Origin of the sequence: Pseudomonas sp. EA_65y_Pfl2_P74, assembly GCF_963970575.1 — a bacterium.
GTDB lineage: Bacteria > Pseudomonadota > Gammaproteobacteria > Pseudomonadales > Pseudomonadaceae > Aquipseudomonas > Aquipseudomonas baetica_A.
In genome coordinates this window covers 124226-142043 of the sequence record NZ_CAXAOQ010000007.1, presented here as the reverse complement: position 1 = coordinate 142043, position 17818 = coordinate 124226, and the positions used below count along the sequence as shown (strand labels likewise).

The following is a 17818-nucleotide window of genomic DNA, read 5'->3' as shown; positions in this document are numbered from 1 at the left end:
ACCTACGAAGGGATTTCGCCGTGCGCTGGCTCAGGATTGCCATAAGCTTCACCGTCACGCTGCTGACCTTGCTCTGCATGCTCCCGGCCCTGGCCGCACAAGGCAGTGGCTGGTCGGTATTGCTTGATGATCAGGGCAATCTGCAACTGAGCGACATCCGCTCAGCCCGCTACACCAATCAATTCAGCCCCATCGACCTTGACCGCCTCACGGCAGCCGAGCCCGATGGCGCGTTGTGGCTGCGATTCAGACTGGCGCCCGGCAAGCACGAACAAGTGCTGCGCATCTTCGCCCCCGACCTTTCACACCTCAATCTGTACGTGCTGGACGGCGACAAGCTGATCGAGCAACGCAACACCGGCAACGACCAGCCCCAGTCCGAGCGGCCGCTGCCGAGCAGTGACTTCCTGTTGCCGCTGCCCCAGAGCGACAAGCCCCTCGACGTTTATCTGCGGATGGTTTCCGACCATCAGTTGCGTCCGTACATCACCTTGCAATCAGCCGTGATGAGCGCGGCCAACCACAACCAGACGCTGCTCTACGGCCTGCTGTTCGGCTGCCTCGGCATGCTGATCCTGCACAATCTCATCCGCTACGCCTACACCCGCTCTCGCAGCAGTCTGTGGCTTGCGGTCTGCGAAGTTCTGCTCAGTCTGAGCCTGTTGCTGTTGCTTAACCTCGCAGGCCCCTGGCTGCCGAACTGGCACGCGATCCAGACCCCAGGGGCTTATCTGGCGCTGCTGCTGACCGCCCCGGCGGGTTTGATGTTCGCCTACCGATTCTTCGCTCCGCTCGGCCCGCACCCGCTGAATAAACTGTTGCTGGGCGACATTCTGTTCATCGTGATCTGCAGCCTGCTGCTGTTGTTCGTCAACACCCTGCCGCTGAACATCATCACCTACGCCTTGGTGGCCCTCGCCGGCCTGAGCATGCTGCTGGTCGGCTCCTACCATTGGCAGAAGGGTTATCGTCCGGCACGCCTGTTCGTCGCAGCAATGGTTGTGTTCAACATCGGCACACTGATTATCCTGCCAGCGCTGCTGGGGCTGACCCTGGTCGCTCCGCAAGGCCTGATCATGACCCTGATGGCGTTCATCTGCATCAGCGGCCTGCTGATGAGCATCGCTTTGGGCGAGCGCCAGCGCAGCATCACCGAAAGTCGTTTCAGCATCAGCCGCGACCTGGCCGCCAGCAATGCCGAGATCAACGCCAAGGCCGAATTCCTCGCCAAGATCAGCCACGAGATCCGCACGCCGATGAATGGCGTGCTGGGCATGACCGAACTGCTGCTCGGCACGCCGTTATCGGTCAAGCAACGCGACTACGTGCAGACCATCCACAGTGCCGGTAACGAACTGCTGACGTTGATCAACGAGATCCTCGACATCTCCAAGCTCGAGTCCGGACAGATCGAACTCGATGACGTGCAATTCGATCTCAACGCCCTGATCGACGATTGCCTGAGCATCTATCGGGCCAAGGCCGAGCAACAGAACGTCGAACTGATCAGCTTCATTCAGCCGCAAGTGCCACGGGTCATCAGCGGTGACCCGACCCGTCTGCGTCAAACGTTGCTGAGCCTGCTGGAAAACGCCCTGAAGAAAACCGATGAAGGTGAAGTGCTGATCGTCGTCGCTCTCGACGAGCGCAGCGCCAAGCCACGCCTGCGTATTGCCGTACAAGACAGCGGCGCGCCAATGGAGCAGGAAGAGCGCGATGCCCTGATGCACGCCGAACTGCACAGCAAGCACTTCCTTTCGGCCAATCGTCTGGGCGGTAATCTCGGGCTGGTGATCGCACGCCAACTGATCCGTTTGATGCAAGGCGAATTCGGTATCAAGAGCGGCGCCAATCAGGGCAGCACCTTGTGGCTGACCCTGCCACTGGACCCCGACCGTCTCGAACACCCCACCTCCGATCTCGACAGTCCGCTGCAAGGTGCACGGGTACTGGTCGTCGACGATAACGACACCTGCCGCAAAGTACTGGTGCAGCAATGCAGCGCCTGGGGCTTGAACGTCAGCGCCGTGCCATCGGGCAAGGAGGCGCTGGCGCTGCTGCGTACCAAGGCGCACCTGCGCGATTACTTCGATGTGGTGCTACTTGATCAGAACATGCCAGGCATGACCGGCATGCAACTGGCGGCCAAGATCAAGGAAGACCCGAGCCTGAACCACGACATCCTGCTGATCATGCTCACCGGCATCAGCAATGCGCCGAGCAAGATCATTGCGCGCAACTCGGGGATCAAACGCATTCTGGCCAAACCGGTGGCGGGCTACACCCTCAAGACAACCCTGGCGGACGAACTCAACCAGCGCAACAAAGGCCAGGTGGTGTTCCAGCCGCAAGTGGTCACCCCCGCCACGGCGGCAAAAGTGCCGAGCGACTTCCGCATCCTCGTCGCCGAAGACAACACGATTTCGACCAAAGTGATTCGCGGCATGCTCGGCAAGCTCAACCTGCAACCGGACACCGCCAGCAACGGCGAAGAAGCCTTGCAAGCGATGAAAGCCCAGCGATACGACCTGGTATTGATGGATTGCGAAATGCCGATTCTCGACGGTTTCTCCGCGACGCAGCAATTGCGCGCCTGGGAAGTCAGCAACCAACGCATCCGCACGCCAATCGTCGCGCTGACGGCGCACATCCTTGCAGAGCACAAGGAACGCGCGCGCCAGGCCGGGATGGACGGGCACATGTCCAAGCCTGTCGAACTGTCGCAGTTGCGTGAATTGGTCGAACATTGGGTCGCACAGCGTGACCAGCAAAACCGGACGGCATCGACCTTCTGAGTGGCCTTGTACATCGATTCGATCAAATCTGGAGACTGCTCAGGTATTTAAGCGAGCCGGTTATCACCGACTTTTTGACCTTTTCCCGAAACTGGGCGTAGTGAAGTGTGTTGAAGGTGATGGCTGCAAATTGCTCAACGCTTTCGCAGACCAGTGATTCATCCTCGGAGTACAGGAATCCGGGCACCTGGCGCTCAATCTTGAACTGTCGAGAATAAATGCCCATCTCCACCTTGTTCGGCCCGCTCATGATGCAGGGGATCAATTGAAAGATACCGACACTGCCGTGCAGGCTGGTGGACTCGAACACATCTCGCGCCGATGCGTTTCGCTCCATCGCCACCAGCGCACGACGCATGGGCTCGGAAAACGCCTCGCCCATGAGGGTTGAGATCCGCTGCGCGCCCTGGCCGGCCATCAGATTGTTCTGCAAGGGCGGCAAGGTTTGTGGCTTCGGCACATCCCAACCGACAAACTTGAGTACGTTGCGGTAGTACTCGAACCAGTCCCCCGATAACCCATCTTCAAACGCCGCGCGCGTAGCCCTTTGTGCATAAGCGGTGCTCATGCAGATGTCATCTCGGTGTGACGCGGGCAGGCCACCGGCAAATGACACAACGCTACCCCCCACCACCGCTGCTTGCGGTGTCATCTGATCCGTCATGATTCAATCTCCGTTGGCAGGGTCAACGTCGCAACATTGCCCGCGACCTTGCCGCTGACTTTCAAGGCAATCGCATCACGCGCAGGGCCGTAAAGGGTTTCGGAAAGATTTGCCCGAGCGTGATGCACGTAAACCAAACCTTGCAGATCACAAGTGGGGTATGGCTGCTGGAATGGATTGGGGCCTAATACTCGTCGAGTTTTGAACTCGACATACGCACTGGTGATCGAGGTGGGAGATTTCGCGCATATCACCAGCAAACGTACATCCGCCAGCGGCGCTGGCTCTGCGCTCGGCTCGGGCTCAACTGATGCCTGCATGCAACGGCGCAGCAGTTGGAGCGCGGGATCGTCGCCCGGCAACTTTGCAATTCGCGCTAGAACCGTGGCGATTGTATGGGTTTCACCCAAAGCACCGTTAGTCAACATGGCAGTAAACACGTCGGGCGCGAGTTCTTCGGCGTCAAGACTGAACTCCCATGTCTGTTTCGTCTTTTTCTGGCGCAACCAGAAGTCATCGAGAACACCTACATAAGCGTCATACCAGTTTATCCCGGTGGATTTTTCGACCTTTTTATTAGCCACCAATTGCGCCAGCAAGGTCGAGTTGAGCTGATCGTCGTAAGCCGCCACACCATCAGCCTCAGGCACAAGCACAATGGAATTACCAACAACCACCGTTAAATATTCGTCGACCATATCATCCCCTTGAATATAAAAACGGGCAGTCGACATTCGACTGCCCTGCGTTACTTATTAAATCTCGAACTCTTCAATTTTAGTAAGCGCATTCAGACCCAATGCATTGCGGATATACTCGCGCGTTGCGTTGGCGACATCATTATTCTTTTCAAATACTGTTTCGCCGCGGTACATTTTTACGTTGCGAATATCCACATCGACAAACAACACTTTGTCCGATGTGTTCCTGCGCAGAAAACGAACGGCACCGACAGCCATTTTGGGTACGCCGTTTACTTCGGTACAGGCACCGGTGGAGATACCACCTACGCCGTTATTCAGAAGGTTTCGTTCATACAGCGTTAACGCCGTCTCACGTTTGCTGAGGGCCGCAACGGCATCAGTTGCCACTTTCAGCATCAATGCGCTGGTCGGACCGGGCACTGCGACACCCGCGAGCACAGAGCCCAGAATCTCCAACACCAGTTTGTCCATGCGGACACTGGTGCCGCCGACTTCAAGATCACTGTAGTAGATACTGGTAGGCGTCCAGCCCGTGGAGGTCATGGCCTTACGGAAATGAAGATACCAATCCTGGCCTTGATCTTCCTGAGGATACTTTTTGTTCGCCGCCAGGCTGGCGAAAAGAAAGGCATTTTGCGCATCGGTTCGATTTACCTCACTGAGGTTACCCGTAAAGGACAAGATACCTTCACCCACGATAGAGCCTTTACCCGGTACTTCAACAGCATCCCCTGCGGTAATACCCGAGGTAAAACTGCGACTATGAATAGCAGGCACTTGATCGACCTCATACTGCTGAATATCTTTTAAGCAGCTAGCAATAAACCCTTGTTGCATTACTTGGTTACTCATAACGAATTCCTTATCATCATTTAAACAAGTCCTCATGAACTTGCGAAAACAACAATAACCAACCCACCAAGAACGCACAAACTTAAACATGTAACACCAATTACCAAAACAAAAAAACAGCAACTAACAAGCAAACAAACAACTATGCATAACACTCTAAAAGACAATACCCACAAGTCCTTGAACGACTGATAGACTTCTCCCTACACTCTACTGCTGCGAGCCAAGACCATGCTCCACGTGTTATTCAGCGTTTACCTGAAAATGCTGGTTCTCTACAGCCCGTTCTTCGTGCTGTCCTGTTTCATCAGCCTGACCCGTGGCTATTCGCGCAAGGAGCAACGCCGCCTGGCCTGGAAAGTGGCCGTCGCCACGCTGGTCTCCAGCGTTCTGCTGTACTTGTTCGGACGGGTGATTTTCGATGTGTTCGGCATTACTGTGGATGCGTTCCGCATCGGCGCCGGCAGCGTGCTGTTCATTTCGGCACTGGGCATGGCACAGGGCAAACCCGCAGTGCAGGCCGACAATGTGCAGCAGGATGTGACTATCGTCCCCCTGACCATTCCATTGACTGTCGGCCCCGGCACCATCGGTGCCTTGTTGGTGATGGGCGTCAGCCAGCCGCACTGGGACGATAAACTCACGGCGATCATGAGTATTGCGCTGGCCAGTTTTACCGTTGGCGTGGTGCTTTATCTGTCCAACCGTATCGAACGGATTCTCGGCGATCAGGGTTTGCAGATCGTCAGTCGCTTGATGGGATTGTTTGTTTGCGCACTGGCAGCGCAGATTATCTTTACCGGCGTTAAAGGGTATCTGGTGCACTGAGCAGGGTTATCGACAACGTCTACCCAGCGAACGCCGAGCCCGCCAGTGGGCCCATTCCTGCCCGGCATCAAAATTAAAAAGGTCGCGAACTGTTTGTTCACGACCTTTTATTTTTAGTCTGGCTCGATGTTTCAGACGATCTTTTGAATGACCTTTTCAAGGGTCGCAACCCCTTGATCGACTCTGGCTTGCGACAAGGCTTTCAGCCAATGTTCGACCCCATGCATGTGGTGCTGACCATCGATCCGGACACTTATCTGCACTGGCACACCCGGCTCACCCTCATCGGATTTCACGTCTCGCACAATCAGGCTGTGAGCATTGTCCGGATCGGTGAACACCAGTTGCCCATCGACCAGCGACATCATCAGCCGCTCGCTGGCGGCCATGTCCAGAACCAGTGTGCAAGCGCTTGGCATTTGATCTCCTGAAGAACGCCGACTATCGACCACGATGCAGCTCAACCGCTGCCACGCCTGTTCCGACACCCGATAGCTCGACACCTGCGAACCGAAAGCCAGAATCAACGTGTCGACGCCGTCGGGTAACAGCTCCATAACCTGCGCGATCTCACCGCTCAACTCGAGCGACAGGACGTCCTCCTCACGATGCGCATAGTTACCGGGCCCCCACGAACGATCGGCAGCGTCAGGGCTGAAGATCAGGCCGTCAATCGGGTCAAACAGCATCGGTATCGACGCCTGGCGAGTACCGAGAAACACCGCCCACTGCCCGTCGGCCCGTCCTGTAACAGCGAACAGGCGATCCAGTTCCGGCACGTAATACTGATAGCGATCCGCAGACTGCTCGACTTGCAGTACCGAGGCGTGGGATTGCCCATCCAGCAGCGCCTTCAAACGCGCCTGCAACTGTGCAGGCGTCTGCCCCTGAACCTGCGACCACTGATTCTCGACACTGACGATGCGAGCAGGCTGCTGGTCGAGCAGTTCCAGATTGATACCTTCGCGGGTGCGCCCCAACAGACCCTGCCCATGTTTGAGCACCTGGACGAACGCCCATTGCGGCCAGACTTTTTGTACCAACGGCAGTTGCTCGGCAGACACCAGCCGCGTGCCATCGGCAAAAGCCTGGCGCAACGTCTCGAACGTGACCAACGCCTGCCGGTAAAGCTGCCCCACAGAAACATCCAGCAGCCAGACGGCCTGTTTGTCAGGCGTCAGCCCCAGCAGTTCCAGCTCCTTGCCATCGGCGTTGTCGACCAGCACTCCCTGCCCGTCAATGCACCACACAGCCACGAAGCCACTACCGGACACGTTGCTTAACCCGATGATCGGGAAAGGTGCGCCTTTGTACGATTCGGCCAGCGCAGGTAGCGCGGTCAGCCAGTCCGGGTGCCTTTTCAGCCATTGCTGGCCGAGGCCGACAAACTCAAGAGCACCGTGTTTATCGATCTCCAATAGCCGGCCATCGGCCTTGGTGGCGATGTAGCGTTTACCAGCCTGCGTGACCGCGATGACGTCACGCTCAAGCACTTCGTTTCGATAAAAACCACCCGCCACTCCAGGCGCCACGCCTCGGCTGATCAGCCGGCTTTGCTTGCTGTAAAAGAGCATCGCGAAGTCATCAGGCTCATGCGGCATCAGCATTACCATGTCCCGGTCACTGCCCAGTTCGGCGCGAAAGTACTTGCCGGTGCCACCCTCGCCAAGCCAGGCCTGATCGTGCAGACCTTCAAGAATGTAGGCCCGGGCGTGAACGAACAAGGCGGATTGCCAGGTGCTTGTCCCGGCCATCATGCCCGGTGTTTCATCCCTGAAAGGACGTGGCGTCGCGAAGTGATTGATAAGGGAAGCCCAGTACACGGCGCCTGGCTTGTTGACATAGTCGCGCGCAAGAGACGAAGTCTTGATCCCCGTCAGCACCACGTTCCAATCCGCGATCCGGTAATGCAACGTGACCTCGACCTCCGTCTGCTCAAGCATGCGTTGCGATACCCGCAGCGTACCGTCGTCATCCTGTAGGCAGCCGATGATCTTCGAGCCACTCGCCGGGTTCATCAAACGAAAACGGTGAACGACTGTGCCGGTGACCGCGTCGACACACCACACCGTCGCGTGATCAGGGTGGTAGAACCAGGCATGGTCGACGCTGGCACCACCGAGCACGATCCCCTCCCTGACAACAACCGGCAGATTGCGGGCATACAACATTCGATCCCGCAGCACATCATAGAAAGCGGTGGTGAACACCGATCGCTCACCCGGAGTGAAAGGCACCTTGAACGCGTAAAGAGGCACATACCCGGTCACCCATCGCTGCTCGTTTACCCGTTTACGCAGATGTGCCAGAACCTGCGCCATGCTGCGGCTGGCATCAAGCGTGATCGAGACCAGATGCAATCTGAGGTCATTCCAGTCGATCCGGAATAACTCGCCCCCGGCCAGCTCAATAAACCCGTCGAAGGCATTGAGCACAATGCCGTCGACCTTCAGTTGGGGATCGTCGAAGGTCACGCGTTCGAGGCTGGCCCAAGGCGCGCGAACCACCCATTGAGCGCGCCCTTGCGGGAGCGTCACGGCGACAATCCCTGGTGTGAGCCAGAAATGGTAGAGCCCGGTTTGAGCGGTGATTTCATAGGAAACCAGATTTTTCCACTCCGCCGGCAGCTCCGGCACCACCAACTGACGCACATGCTCGTCCAGTTGCACCTCGATCGTCGTCGGCTTATAGACCGGGTGCAGTTTGTAGAGAATGTGCGGAAACGGTGTGTTGACCGTGAAATAGAAACGCTGATGACCATGCTCGTCGTACTCCAGCTTTTCTACTGCGCTGTTACGCAAATCCGGGTACCAGGTTTCAATGCTACCGCTGGCGTAATCCAGCAATGCCAGGCCAGGCACAACGTACGAGGCGAAGGATGTCGGGACCTCGCTGCTGGCCCGTGGTTCGTGCCATTCTCCGGGCATTGGCGTGTAGGCAAAACCCGGCGTTCCGAGTTGGTATTCGTAACCGTAATAACAGGTCGGCGTACACGGCAGCACGACCGTCTGGATATCGTCGGGCACGACCCTGACCAGATCGATTCGCCCGGGCAGTCCCAGCGACTGACGGATATCGATGGCTTGATGAATTCGCTTCGGATCATCGTTGTACTGCGGTAACTCCAACCCTGCGCGATCCATGGGGTAGAACTTCTGGCTGTCAAAATAAACCTGGCTATTTTGCAGATCCAAGCGCGTGACGACCGCCTCCGGTTCGAAGCGCAGCACACGGCCCTTGCGCGTGTAACCGGCCGTTCCGTAAGCATTCTGAATCTTGCGCAAATGGGCACCCACGGCCCGGGCCTTGTCGCTGATCTGCCCCAGGTTACTGGCGATGGCCGATACACCGATGCCAACACCGAGCAACGGCACTGACACAATAGCGGCGGCAGCGCCGACGGTTCCACCCGCGGCCAGTGCGACGATATCCAGCCCCAGCGCTGACGCATCGAACACCAGTTGCGTGGCCAGCCGCGAGCGCTGCTCCTGGTGGGTGGCAACCGCCAGGCCGTAAATGTCGAAGCCGATATTGGCCACGGAAAAAACAGTTCCGACGCCTGTGGCTGCACGCCCCAGAAGCCGTCCGGACAATGACGATTGGCGTAGCGCCAGACTCTGCTCACTGGCCGCCACCTGACGCACCAGGCGGATTGTCTGTAGCGAATCGCTCAACACGCCATACCCCAACTGGGCGTAACTGACATACACCTGCACCTGCAGGGCTATCGACAATGCCGGTACCTGCCCGTGCCCGGCCTGATAGTCGCGATGACGCATTTCGGTGATCAGCGTCTGGATCGCAAAGGCAAAACTCAAACGACTGCCGCCATCGGCTTCACCCGATGCGCGGTCAGCGCCCGCCAGGCTTTTCACCAGACGCTGCACATGTTTTTTGACGTTGCTTAGCCGCGAATCGAGGGTGGTGATATTCAAGGTCTTTTGCGGGTTGCGCGCATCCACCAGCGTCACGCTGTAACGGCTATCGGAATCTTCCCGAACCGTTTCCAGCAGGGGTAAATACTCGCGCCCCACTTTGTGTTCAGTGCGCAAGGCATGAGTGGCCTGTTCAAGCTCACCTGCCCAGTACCGAGCATCGAGTTGCGCCAGACTGGCCCCCATCCGGCTGTTGTCGTTTAACGAGCGTGTACGCGCGATGGCTTGTTTGTCCCACACCGTGGCGGTTTGCGTGTCAACAACGGCGGAGTTTTGCACAAAGCCGTCCAGCAGCAGATTCACCGACGCAACCTTTTGCGCAATCGCCGCGGTATTCAACTCGATGACGTTGAATTGCGGATGAACGCCGTCACCCAGACCGTACAACCTGGCCAAGGCGCCGTTCTCGGCACTCAGGTAATGCGCCACGCCCTGCTTCAGTTCCTGTACACCTGCAAACCCATAGATCGCAAAGTTCGGCTCATAAAAACGATAGACGCTCTGATCACCCACTCTGGTTTTCGCCACCAGCAGGGCGTGATTACCGGTATCGAGCAGCATGACGACGGGCGCCGTTTTCGCCTCAAGCGCCTGTGCGATGTGTTCCAGGCTTTGGCTGCCCAACGGTTTGCCGACATCACTCAGAGGCAAGTCATGCAATTCATCCAGCGCCTGCTGCAAGGTCCGGGCGTCTGCGTCTTCAGGGGTCTGGCTGGCGTTGGCCACCCTGCCGATCAACGCCCGCTCCGCTGACTCGCCACGAGGCAGTGCCGCCGCCATCAACAGTGCCAGCGGATAACACCTGCGGCCGGGGTCACCGGTTGTCTGCATCAGCAGGTCTTGCGGCACCTGCCGGGAAGAAACGGCGCCTGCCTTGACAAATGCCTCACGAACCTGGGCACCGCGATTGAGGATGCGCAGGTGATAGTGACGTTGCGCGGTGTTGTTGATTTGCCCGAGGCGCTCGCCCCATTGACTCAGAGTCAGCGGTTCGTTGAGCGCGAGCACTTTGAGTTCGCGCGCCGTGTGTTTGTCGGATACGCCACCGCGCGCAAGGCCTGCCTGAAATGCCGGTGACGGACGCTGGCGCAAGGCTTTTTCAATGGCATTGAAACGGGCAAACACTCCCCCTTCAGAGGTTTCGCGAGCGATAGTCAGCACCTCTTGCCATGCGCCGGCAAACCCGTTGGCATCCAGGTGCATGGCACCGAAAATACCGCCCAGCATGACCCGCTGCAGCGGGCTCAACTGCTCAAGCGTCAGTGAACCGTGAGCAACATGGGAGAACAGCTCGTTCAAGTTTGTGGTGGACTGCGCCCCATGAGAAACGGGTAAGTCACTGTTAGGCTGCGCGAGGATTTCCTGGCGTGCGTCGAATCCGATGGAAACGTTTTTGTTGAAGGTGATGTCACCACTCAACTTGTCCTTCATTGCACGATTGAACGGTTCGCCCAACTCATCCATCAGTTGTTGCAATACCGAGGTCAACAGCACCGGCTTGCCTTCAATCACCGGCCAGCCTTGTTTGAACGTCAGGGTCTGCTGATTCAGCAACTCTGCCAGATTGCCGGCATAACGTGATTTGAGTTTGCCGGTTTGCCATTTTTCCTGCTCTTTCGCCAACCACTCTTCAGGCTGGGCATTGACGGTCCAGCCGGAGATCGTTTCCTCTTCGGTATTGAAGTTATAGCCTTCACTCAGCGCCAGTCTGTTCATGATGCCGACGTAGTCGGTTTGAAGATGAGTTTCGATATATCCCCGCAAACCTATGTTGGCGGCACCGGGGCCCGTCAGGTTTATTGTGCCGCGAGCGTCGATGCGAATACCGTCCTGGTAGTAACTTAAAATGGACTGAGCCAAATGACTCAGAAAATCTTCGACTGATGGCGTGAGCTTTCCTTCTGCTCTTTTTTCGTTCATGACGTTTTCAATCAGACCCGACAACTTGTCGATTTCCGACCAGTTGATACCCGCCTCGGCAGCCCTGCGTTCAACGGTTTGCAAAGCGTCATAATTGAAGCGAATCAACTGCATGATCGACAGGGTCATACCACTACGAGGATGTGCCAGGAAGTGCGCATTCATTTGTCGGTCGAATTGAATGCCCATGCGAAATCCATTCTCGGGCACTCGCGCATCGGCCGATGGAACAAATATGTCACGGGCATCCGGCTTGCCGCGCGCGAAAGCGAGCAGCGACGCCTTGTGACTGGCAGGAATTTTGTCGGTTTTATCCGCATAACGTGCGCGATCCCGTCCCGGCATCAGTGCCTCGTTGTGATTGAGTAACAACTGCAAGACACCCAACCGCTGTACATCATCGAAACCACTGATATCCACCCCACCCAACTTATCGGCCAGCGGTGGCAAGTAATCCATATCGCTGTAACGACCACCCTCCAAATACTCGGCCTGCAACCGCACAACATCACTGGCCGCGGCAAAATTGCCACGCAGGGCGACTTCTCGCTGGTAGACATCCTGTAAAAAGTGGTCGGAGAACTCATGCCTGACGTCACGCAACTGCAGATCCTGGCCGGCCATTGCCAGATGCGTCTCAAGGCAGCGCTGGCGAAAGGCGTCGAGGGTTGCACGGTCCTTGCCGTAAGCGCGGACCATCAGGTCAATGCGTGCCGCGTCCGCTTGACCGCGCCATTGCGGTTGTTCGAGATACTCGAACATCTGGTGTTTCAACACCCGTGCGCGATCCTCGATCATCCGTGCCAGGTAGTTGGGGTGGGTGACCTTGTCGCCTCCCGCCTCCATGGCATGCGCTCTTGCACTGTCGAGAATCACCCGGTTCATCTCAAACGCCAACAATGCATCACTGTCGAACCAGAGATTGAACCGATACCCCTCAGGCTCCAGTACTGCGCGCCAGATGTTCATGTAATCACGCTGGATGTCACCGACTTCACTGCCACCAACCCAGACGAAGTGCATGATCTTCGGCACTGGCCGGGCGACGCCATGAAGCATGTCCACCGTCGCCGACAGCCTCGCCTCCGACTGACTCAGCCAGTTTTTAATCCGATTGATCTCCACAGGCACGGGTGTCTTCTTGCGGTCCAGCAATGTTGTCAGCGACTCTTGGAAAAGTTTCAGCGACAGCCATTGTTCGGCTTCATTGTGCGTTTGATTGAACAATTGATAGTACGTGGCCAGTGCCGTGTATTCGGCGGAACCGGCAAACTCGCTCAATGCCATTTGAAGTGCTGAATAATCTTCAGCCGATATGAACCTGTAGTCATCCGTATTCTTTTTCATCGCTCTCATCCTTGAATCAACTATTCAAAAGTCGGACAAAACTAAGGCGTAAACACGGAGCACTCAAAAGTGAAGAAACGCAAGTAATGTCAAACGAAACATTGAACAACATTCAGCGTCGACAACGGCATAATTCGGCAACAACTGCGCCGGGGCATTTCAAACCAATAAACGCACAAGGCCGCGAACCCGGAAGGTTCGCGGCCTTGTTTATACGCACTGACTTTAAACGCGAAAAGTATTAACCCGATGTCACGTCGACTTGAAGTTGCTTACAACATTCTCGACGCTGCAACGATGGTTTTTTTCAAGAAACCGGTTTTTCCCCATACCAGCGTGGCGTATAGACCCAATCTCCACCGCCGGCACGGGCAAAAGTGCAAGTGGTGGAAGAACCAATCAACACCATGGTGCGCATGTCCACCTGATCGGGGGTCAAGGCGCCGAGGGTCGTCGTACGCAAGGTCTGCCCCGGACGCCCGATGTCTCGCCCCAGTACCACGGGCGTTTCGGCGCTGCGATGTTGCGCCACGATTTCCAGCGCGCGGCCCAATTGCCATGGGCGCGCACGGGAGATCGGGTTGTAGAAGGCCAGTGCCAGGTCCGCTTCGCCGGCCAGATCCAGACGTTTTTCGATAATCGACCAGGGTTTGAGGTTGTCCGACAGCGACATCACACAGAAATCATGCCCCAGCGGCGCGCCGGCCTGAGCGGCGGTGGCAAGTGAAGCAGAGACGCCCGGAAGAATGTCCAGATCAACGCTGTGCCAGGCCGGGTCATCGGACTCGTGCAGCGCTTCGAGCACTGCCGCAGCCATGGCGAACACCCCCGGATCACCGGACGACACCACAATCACCGAACGCCCGGCAGCCGCCAGCCTGAAGGCGTGGCGGGCACGTTGCATCTCTTCACGGTTGTCGGTGCAATGCTGCACCTGATCGTCACGGAACGGGCCGGCCATACGCACATAGGTTTCGTAGCCGAGCACGTCGGTGGCGCGGGCCAGTTCGGCTTTCACCGCTGGCACCATCAGTTCGGCAGCGCCGGGGCCGAGGCCGATGACGGCGAGACGACCGCGCGCACGCCCAACTTGCGCGATGTCCAACGGTTGCTCAGCGAGAGCCAAAGTGATGCCGTGTACAGATTCAATCATCGACACGCCCGGCAATGCCGGGAGTTCGTCCGTTGCGCCAATAAACCGCAGCGGCACGCCCAGTTCCAACGCCGCTTCACGCAGATTCGCCGAAGCCATCTGCGTGTCGATCGCCACCAGACACGCCAACGATTGCACCGCCACTTTCGCGTCGTGCAACGCTGTACGCAGGGTGTTTGGCAGATCGGCGACGTCGGCGCTGACCAGCGCCGCCACACTGCGCGGATAGATCAGCAGCTCATTGGCGCTGGCTTCGCGCTCGGCACTGCTCACATGAATTGAACGCTGCGCCTGCGGATCTTCCGGCAACTGTGCCTGCGCCAGCCACGGCGCGGCGCCTTCGATGCGCACGCTGTGCCCGGCCAGCAGATCGGAGACAAAACGCTTGCCCAGCTCCAGATCCGCCAGTGCGTAGCCGCTCGGGGGATTGAGCAGGCAGGTGCCAAAACGCAGCTCGCCGCTGGTCGTAATGGCCGGGGCGACTTGCAGCCCGGCGGCGATTTCCCGCGCCATGACGTTCACGCCGCCGAGGCCACCAAGCAGCGGCACCACGGCGCTGCCGTCTTCGGCGACGGCGAGAACCGCAGGCTCGGCGCCCTTCTCCAGCAACAGCGGCGCCAGCGTGCGAATGACAATCCCGGCCGCACACAGGGCAATGATCGGCGTGTCCTGCTGATACAAGTCACGCAGCGTGGCGCCGAACTCCGGATAGGTGCAGTCAGCGCCTTCGACCCGACCGGCCAGGCCATGGATCTGCGCAGCGGGGTATACCTGCTGAATACGGCGGGCGGTGGCCAGGCTGCCCTGACCGAGAATGACGATGGCGGGTGTGGAGTGAGTCATCAGCCTTGCCACCGCTCGCCAGGCACGATGATCAGCGAGAAGTACGGCGAGGACATCGGCTCGACCTGATCCATCGGCACGATTTTCTGATTGGCCATGGTCGCGCGCTCGACATACAGCGCGCGCTCAGCCAGACCGAGCTCTTCGAGCACCTGACGCACTTTGGGGAAATTGCGCCCCAGCTTCATGATCACCGCCGCATCGGCATCGGCCAGGCGTCGTTTCAACTCTTCATGGGGCAAGACCCCGGACAGCACCGACAGGCTCTGATTGCGATACACCAACGGCGCGCCGAGTACCGAAGCGCCGCCGAGCATCGAGCACACGCCCGGCACCACTTGCGCCTCGTAACGGCTGGCGAGGCGATCGTGCAAATACATGTAGGAGCCGTAGAAGAACGGATCCCCTTCACAGATCACCGCGACGTCGCGACCAGCATCCAGATGCGCGGCCACCGTTTGGGCCGCTTCATCGTAGAAATCACTGATGACCTGTTCATAGGAAAGCGGTGCCGGCAGCGCTTCGGTGGTCACCGGGTAAACCAATGGCAGCAGGTTCTGTGCTGCTTGCAGGTGCGCTTCGATGATGCCGAATGCGTTGCCCTTTTTGCCCTTGGCCACGAAGTACGCCACCACGGGCGACTCGCGCAGCAGGCGCAGCGCCTTGACGGTAATCAGTTCCGGGTCACCGGGGCCGACGCCCAGGCCAATCAAACGACCTTTTGCCTGCATCATTCGATCTCCGTGGCGAGGGCGTTGACGGCGGCGGCGGCCATCGCGCTGCCACCGAGCCGGCCTTGCATGATCACGAACGGCACGCCTCGGCTGTCGGCCGCCAGCGCGGCTTTCGATTCAGCGGCGCCGACGAAGCCCACCGGGAAGCCGAGGATCAGCGCCGGTTTCGGCGCCCCGGCGTCGAGCATTTCCAGCAGATAGAACAGCGCGGTCGGCGCGTTGCCGATTACCACCACACTGCCTTCCAGATGCGGCCGCCACAGTTCCAGCGCGGCGGCAGAACGGGTGTTGCCCAACTCACGCGCCAGCACCGGCACGCTCTCATCGCGCAGGGTGCAGATCACTTCATTGTTGGCCGGCAGACGCGCGCGGGTCACGCCTTCGCAGACCATGCGTGCATCACAGAGGATCGGCGCACCGGCAGCGAGCGCATCGCGCCCGGCCTTGCCGGCCCCTGCCGAGAATTGCAGACCGTCGACAGCCTCGACCATGCCGCAGGCGTGGATCACCCGCACCGCGAGTTTTTCCAGGTCGGCCGGGATGCGCGCCAGATTGGCCTCGCGGCGAATGATCGCGAAGGAGTTGCGATAGATCTCCTGACCGTCGCGGATGTAATCAAGCATCAAGGGAGCTCCGAGAGCGGGCGTCGAGCAGGGTCGCGGCCGCTTCAATAGTAAGGTTGCTTGCGCGCAACGCGCCGAATCCCGGCAGCAAAGCATCGCGAAAATAGAGGTCGTAATGACCGGGACTGACGGCCAGCAAGGTCACCGGGGCACAGTGGGCGGCGGCGCACGAACGCGGGCAGCCGCACAGGTGCGCACTCACACCCGGGGGCAGCAGTGGCGCCAGCAGGCGGGCATCCTGTTTGGTGTCGGCCAGACCTTTGCCACAGCCGTCAGAACCGGTACAGGCGATCAGTCGCGCCAACGGTTCGAGGGGCTGCGTCAACAGGTTCAGGTGTTGCAGGCTGCGCAGCACCTGCGCCGCGTCACACGGTTTCACGTTGGGCAGCAACAGACTTTGCCAGGGTGTGAAACGCAGGCTGCCATCACCGAACTGACGCGCCAGTTGTGCCGCGCCACGCAGCATGACCGGGTCGAGACGCCCCAGTGGCGGCACGGCACCGACATAGACCCGGTTATCGGTGTGCTGCGGATGAACGCCGATGTGCAAATCATCCGCCGCTGATGCGCGCTGCCAGCCCATGACCGATTTAACCGGCACACGCTCTCGCAACCGCTCAAGAAAGGCCCGCATGGGCAACTCTTCGAGCAAATGACGCATGCGCGTCTGCTCTGGTCGGGCCAGGTCAAGGAACAACGTCAGCACCGCCACGACCAGCGCATGGCCGTTTTCCAGCGACACGGCGCCGACTGCCCGGTCCGTCGGGCATCCGGCAAACCCGAACGCCAACAGCACTTCGCCGTCGTGTTCGAACGCCGACAGCCACAGATCATGCGGATGTTCGAGCATTGCCAGCGCTTCCCCGCCGTCCAGTTGCACGGCGAACTTGGCGCTCAGCTCAGAGAAGCGTGGGTGGCTTTGCAAGGTGTCGAGAATCTGCGCGGCGAGTGCGCGGGTATCGACACGCATCTGCCGGTCGATACCGGCGGCAGGGCTGAGCATGAGGTTGCGTACATCGTCGCCGGCAGCACTTCGCGGCCCTAGACCGGCGGCCAGCAGACTGTCGATCAGGGCGGCGCTGTGCGAGCCGATCCCGCGAATTTGCAGGTTGGCGCGGTTGGTCGCCTCGATCACGCCGCCGGCAAACTGCTGGGCAGCCTGCGCCACGGCATCGGCCTGATCCGCGGTGATCGAGCCGCCATTGAGCTTGATCCGGCAGATGCCACCGTCCAATGCCTGGACGATACGCAGCAACCCCGGGCAGGCCGAGGGGCGTATGGCGGTGGACATCGGGCGTTCGTTCAAGGGGCTGACCGGCTGCGTGGGAAAGGCGCTTCGTGGACGAAGGCGCGGTATTATGCCTGCTTTGTCCGGTGGCATGAAAAGTCTGCCCGTCGGATCGACATGTTTAGAGGAATA

Annotated in this window: 10 protein-coding genes; 2 read left to right on the top strand and 8 right to left on the bottom strand. The window is 58.7% G+C overall.

Features of this window, described 5'->3' with window-relative positions; all coding sequences use genetic code 11:
* Positions 1-20 precede the first annotated feature (20 nt).
* Positions 21-2795 (top strand): hybrid sensor histidine kinase/response regulator, encoded by a 2775-nt coding sequence (locus AACY18_RS07370; protein ID WP_339431841.1) that lies wholly within the window; start codon positions 21-23, stop codon positions 2793-2795.
* Positions 2796-2817: 22 nt separating this feature from the next.
* On the opposite strand, the gene AACY18_RS07365 is transcribed toward AACY18_RS07370, so the two are convergent.
* From AACY18_RS07365 to AACY18_RS07355, 3 genes are read right to left on the bottom strand one after another with little or no spacing between them, the layout of a single operon-like run.
* Entirely contained in the window at positions 2818-3459 is a 642-nt protein-coding gene (locus AACY18_RS07365) for a hypothetical protein (RefSeq protein WP_339431840.1), read from the bottom strand.
* Positions 3456-4193: a hypothetical protein gene (locus tag AACY18_RS07360; protein WP_339464610.1), complete on the bottom strand. Its 738-nt coding sequence runs from the start codon at positions 4191-4193 to the stop codon at positions 3456-3458. The genes AACY18_RS07365 and AACY18_RS07360 overlap by 4 nt, the downstream gene beginning before the upstream one ends.
* Positions 4194-4214: 21 nt before the next feature.
* On the bottom strand, positions 4215-5015 hold the full coding sequence (locus AACY18_RS07355; protein WP_339431838.1) for a hypothetical protein: 801 nt from the start codon (positions 5013-5015) through the stop codon (positions 4215-4217).
* Between the two features lie 231 nt (positions 5016-5246).
* On the opposite strand from AACY18_RS07355, the gene AACY18_RS07350 reads away from it, so the two are divergent.
* Positions 5247-5843 carry a MarC family protein gene (locus AACY18_RS07350; protein ID WP_221732815.1) on the top strand — a complete coding sequence of 199 codons (597 nt, stop codon included), beginning with the start codon at positions 5247-5249 and terminating at the stop codon, positions 5841-5843.
* Between the two features lie 131 nt (positions 5844-5974).
* On the opposite strand, the gene AACY18_RS07345 is transcribed toward AACY18_RS07350, so the two are convergent.
* The 5 genes from AACY18_RS07345 to cobG all read right to left on the bottom strand — a co-directional run bounded on the left by AACY18_RS07345 (position 5975) and on the right by cobG (position 17689).
* On the bottom strand, positions 5975-13045 hold the full coding sequence (locus AACY18_RS07345) for a TcdA/TcdB pore-forming domain-containing protein (RefSeq protein ID WP_339464608.1): 7071 nt from the start codon (positions 13043-13045) through the stop codon (positions 5975-5977).
* Positions 13046-13352: 307 nt separating this feature from the next.
* Positions 13353-15041 carry a precorrin-3B C(17)-methyltransferase gene (gene cobJ, locus AACY18_RS07340; protein WP_339464607.1) on the bottom strand — a complete coding sequence of 563 codons (1689 nt, stop codon included), beginning with the start codon at positions 15039-15041 and terminating at the stop codon, positions 13353-13355.
* Positions 15041-15775, bottom strand: coding sequence for a precorrin-2 C(20)-methyltransferase (locus tag AACY18_RS07335; protein WP_401159178.1), 735 nt, complete (start codon positions 15773-15775; stop codon positions 15041-15043). The genes cobJ and AACY18_RS07335 overlap by 1 nt, the downstream gene beginning before the upstream one ends.
* Positions 15772-16398 (bottom strand): precorrin-8X methylmutase, encoded by a 627-nt coding sequence (locus AACY18_RS07330; RefSeq protein WP_339431835.1) that lies wholly within the window; start codon positions 16396-16398, stop codon positions 15772-15774. The genes AACY18_RS07335 and AACY18_RS07330 overlap by 4 nt, the downstream gene beginning before the upstream one ends.
* The gene (gene cobG / locus AACY18_RS07325; RefSeq protein WP_339464606.1) at positions 16391-17689 is read right to left on the bottom strand and encodes a precorrin-3B synthase; all 1299 of its coding nucleotides are present in this window, start codon (positions 17687-17689) and stop codon (positions 16391-16393) included. The genes AACY18_RS07330 and cobG overlap by 8 nt, the downstream gene beginning before the upstream one ends.
* Positions 17690-17818: the final 129 nt, after the last annotated feature.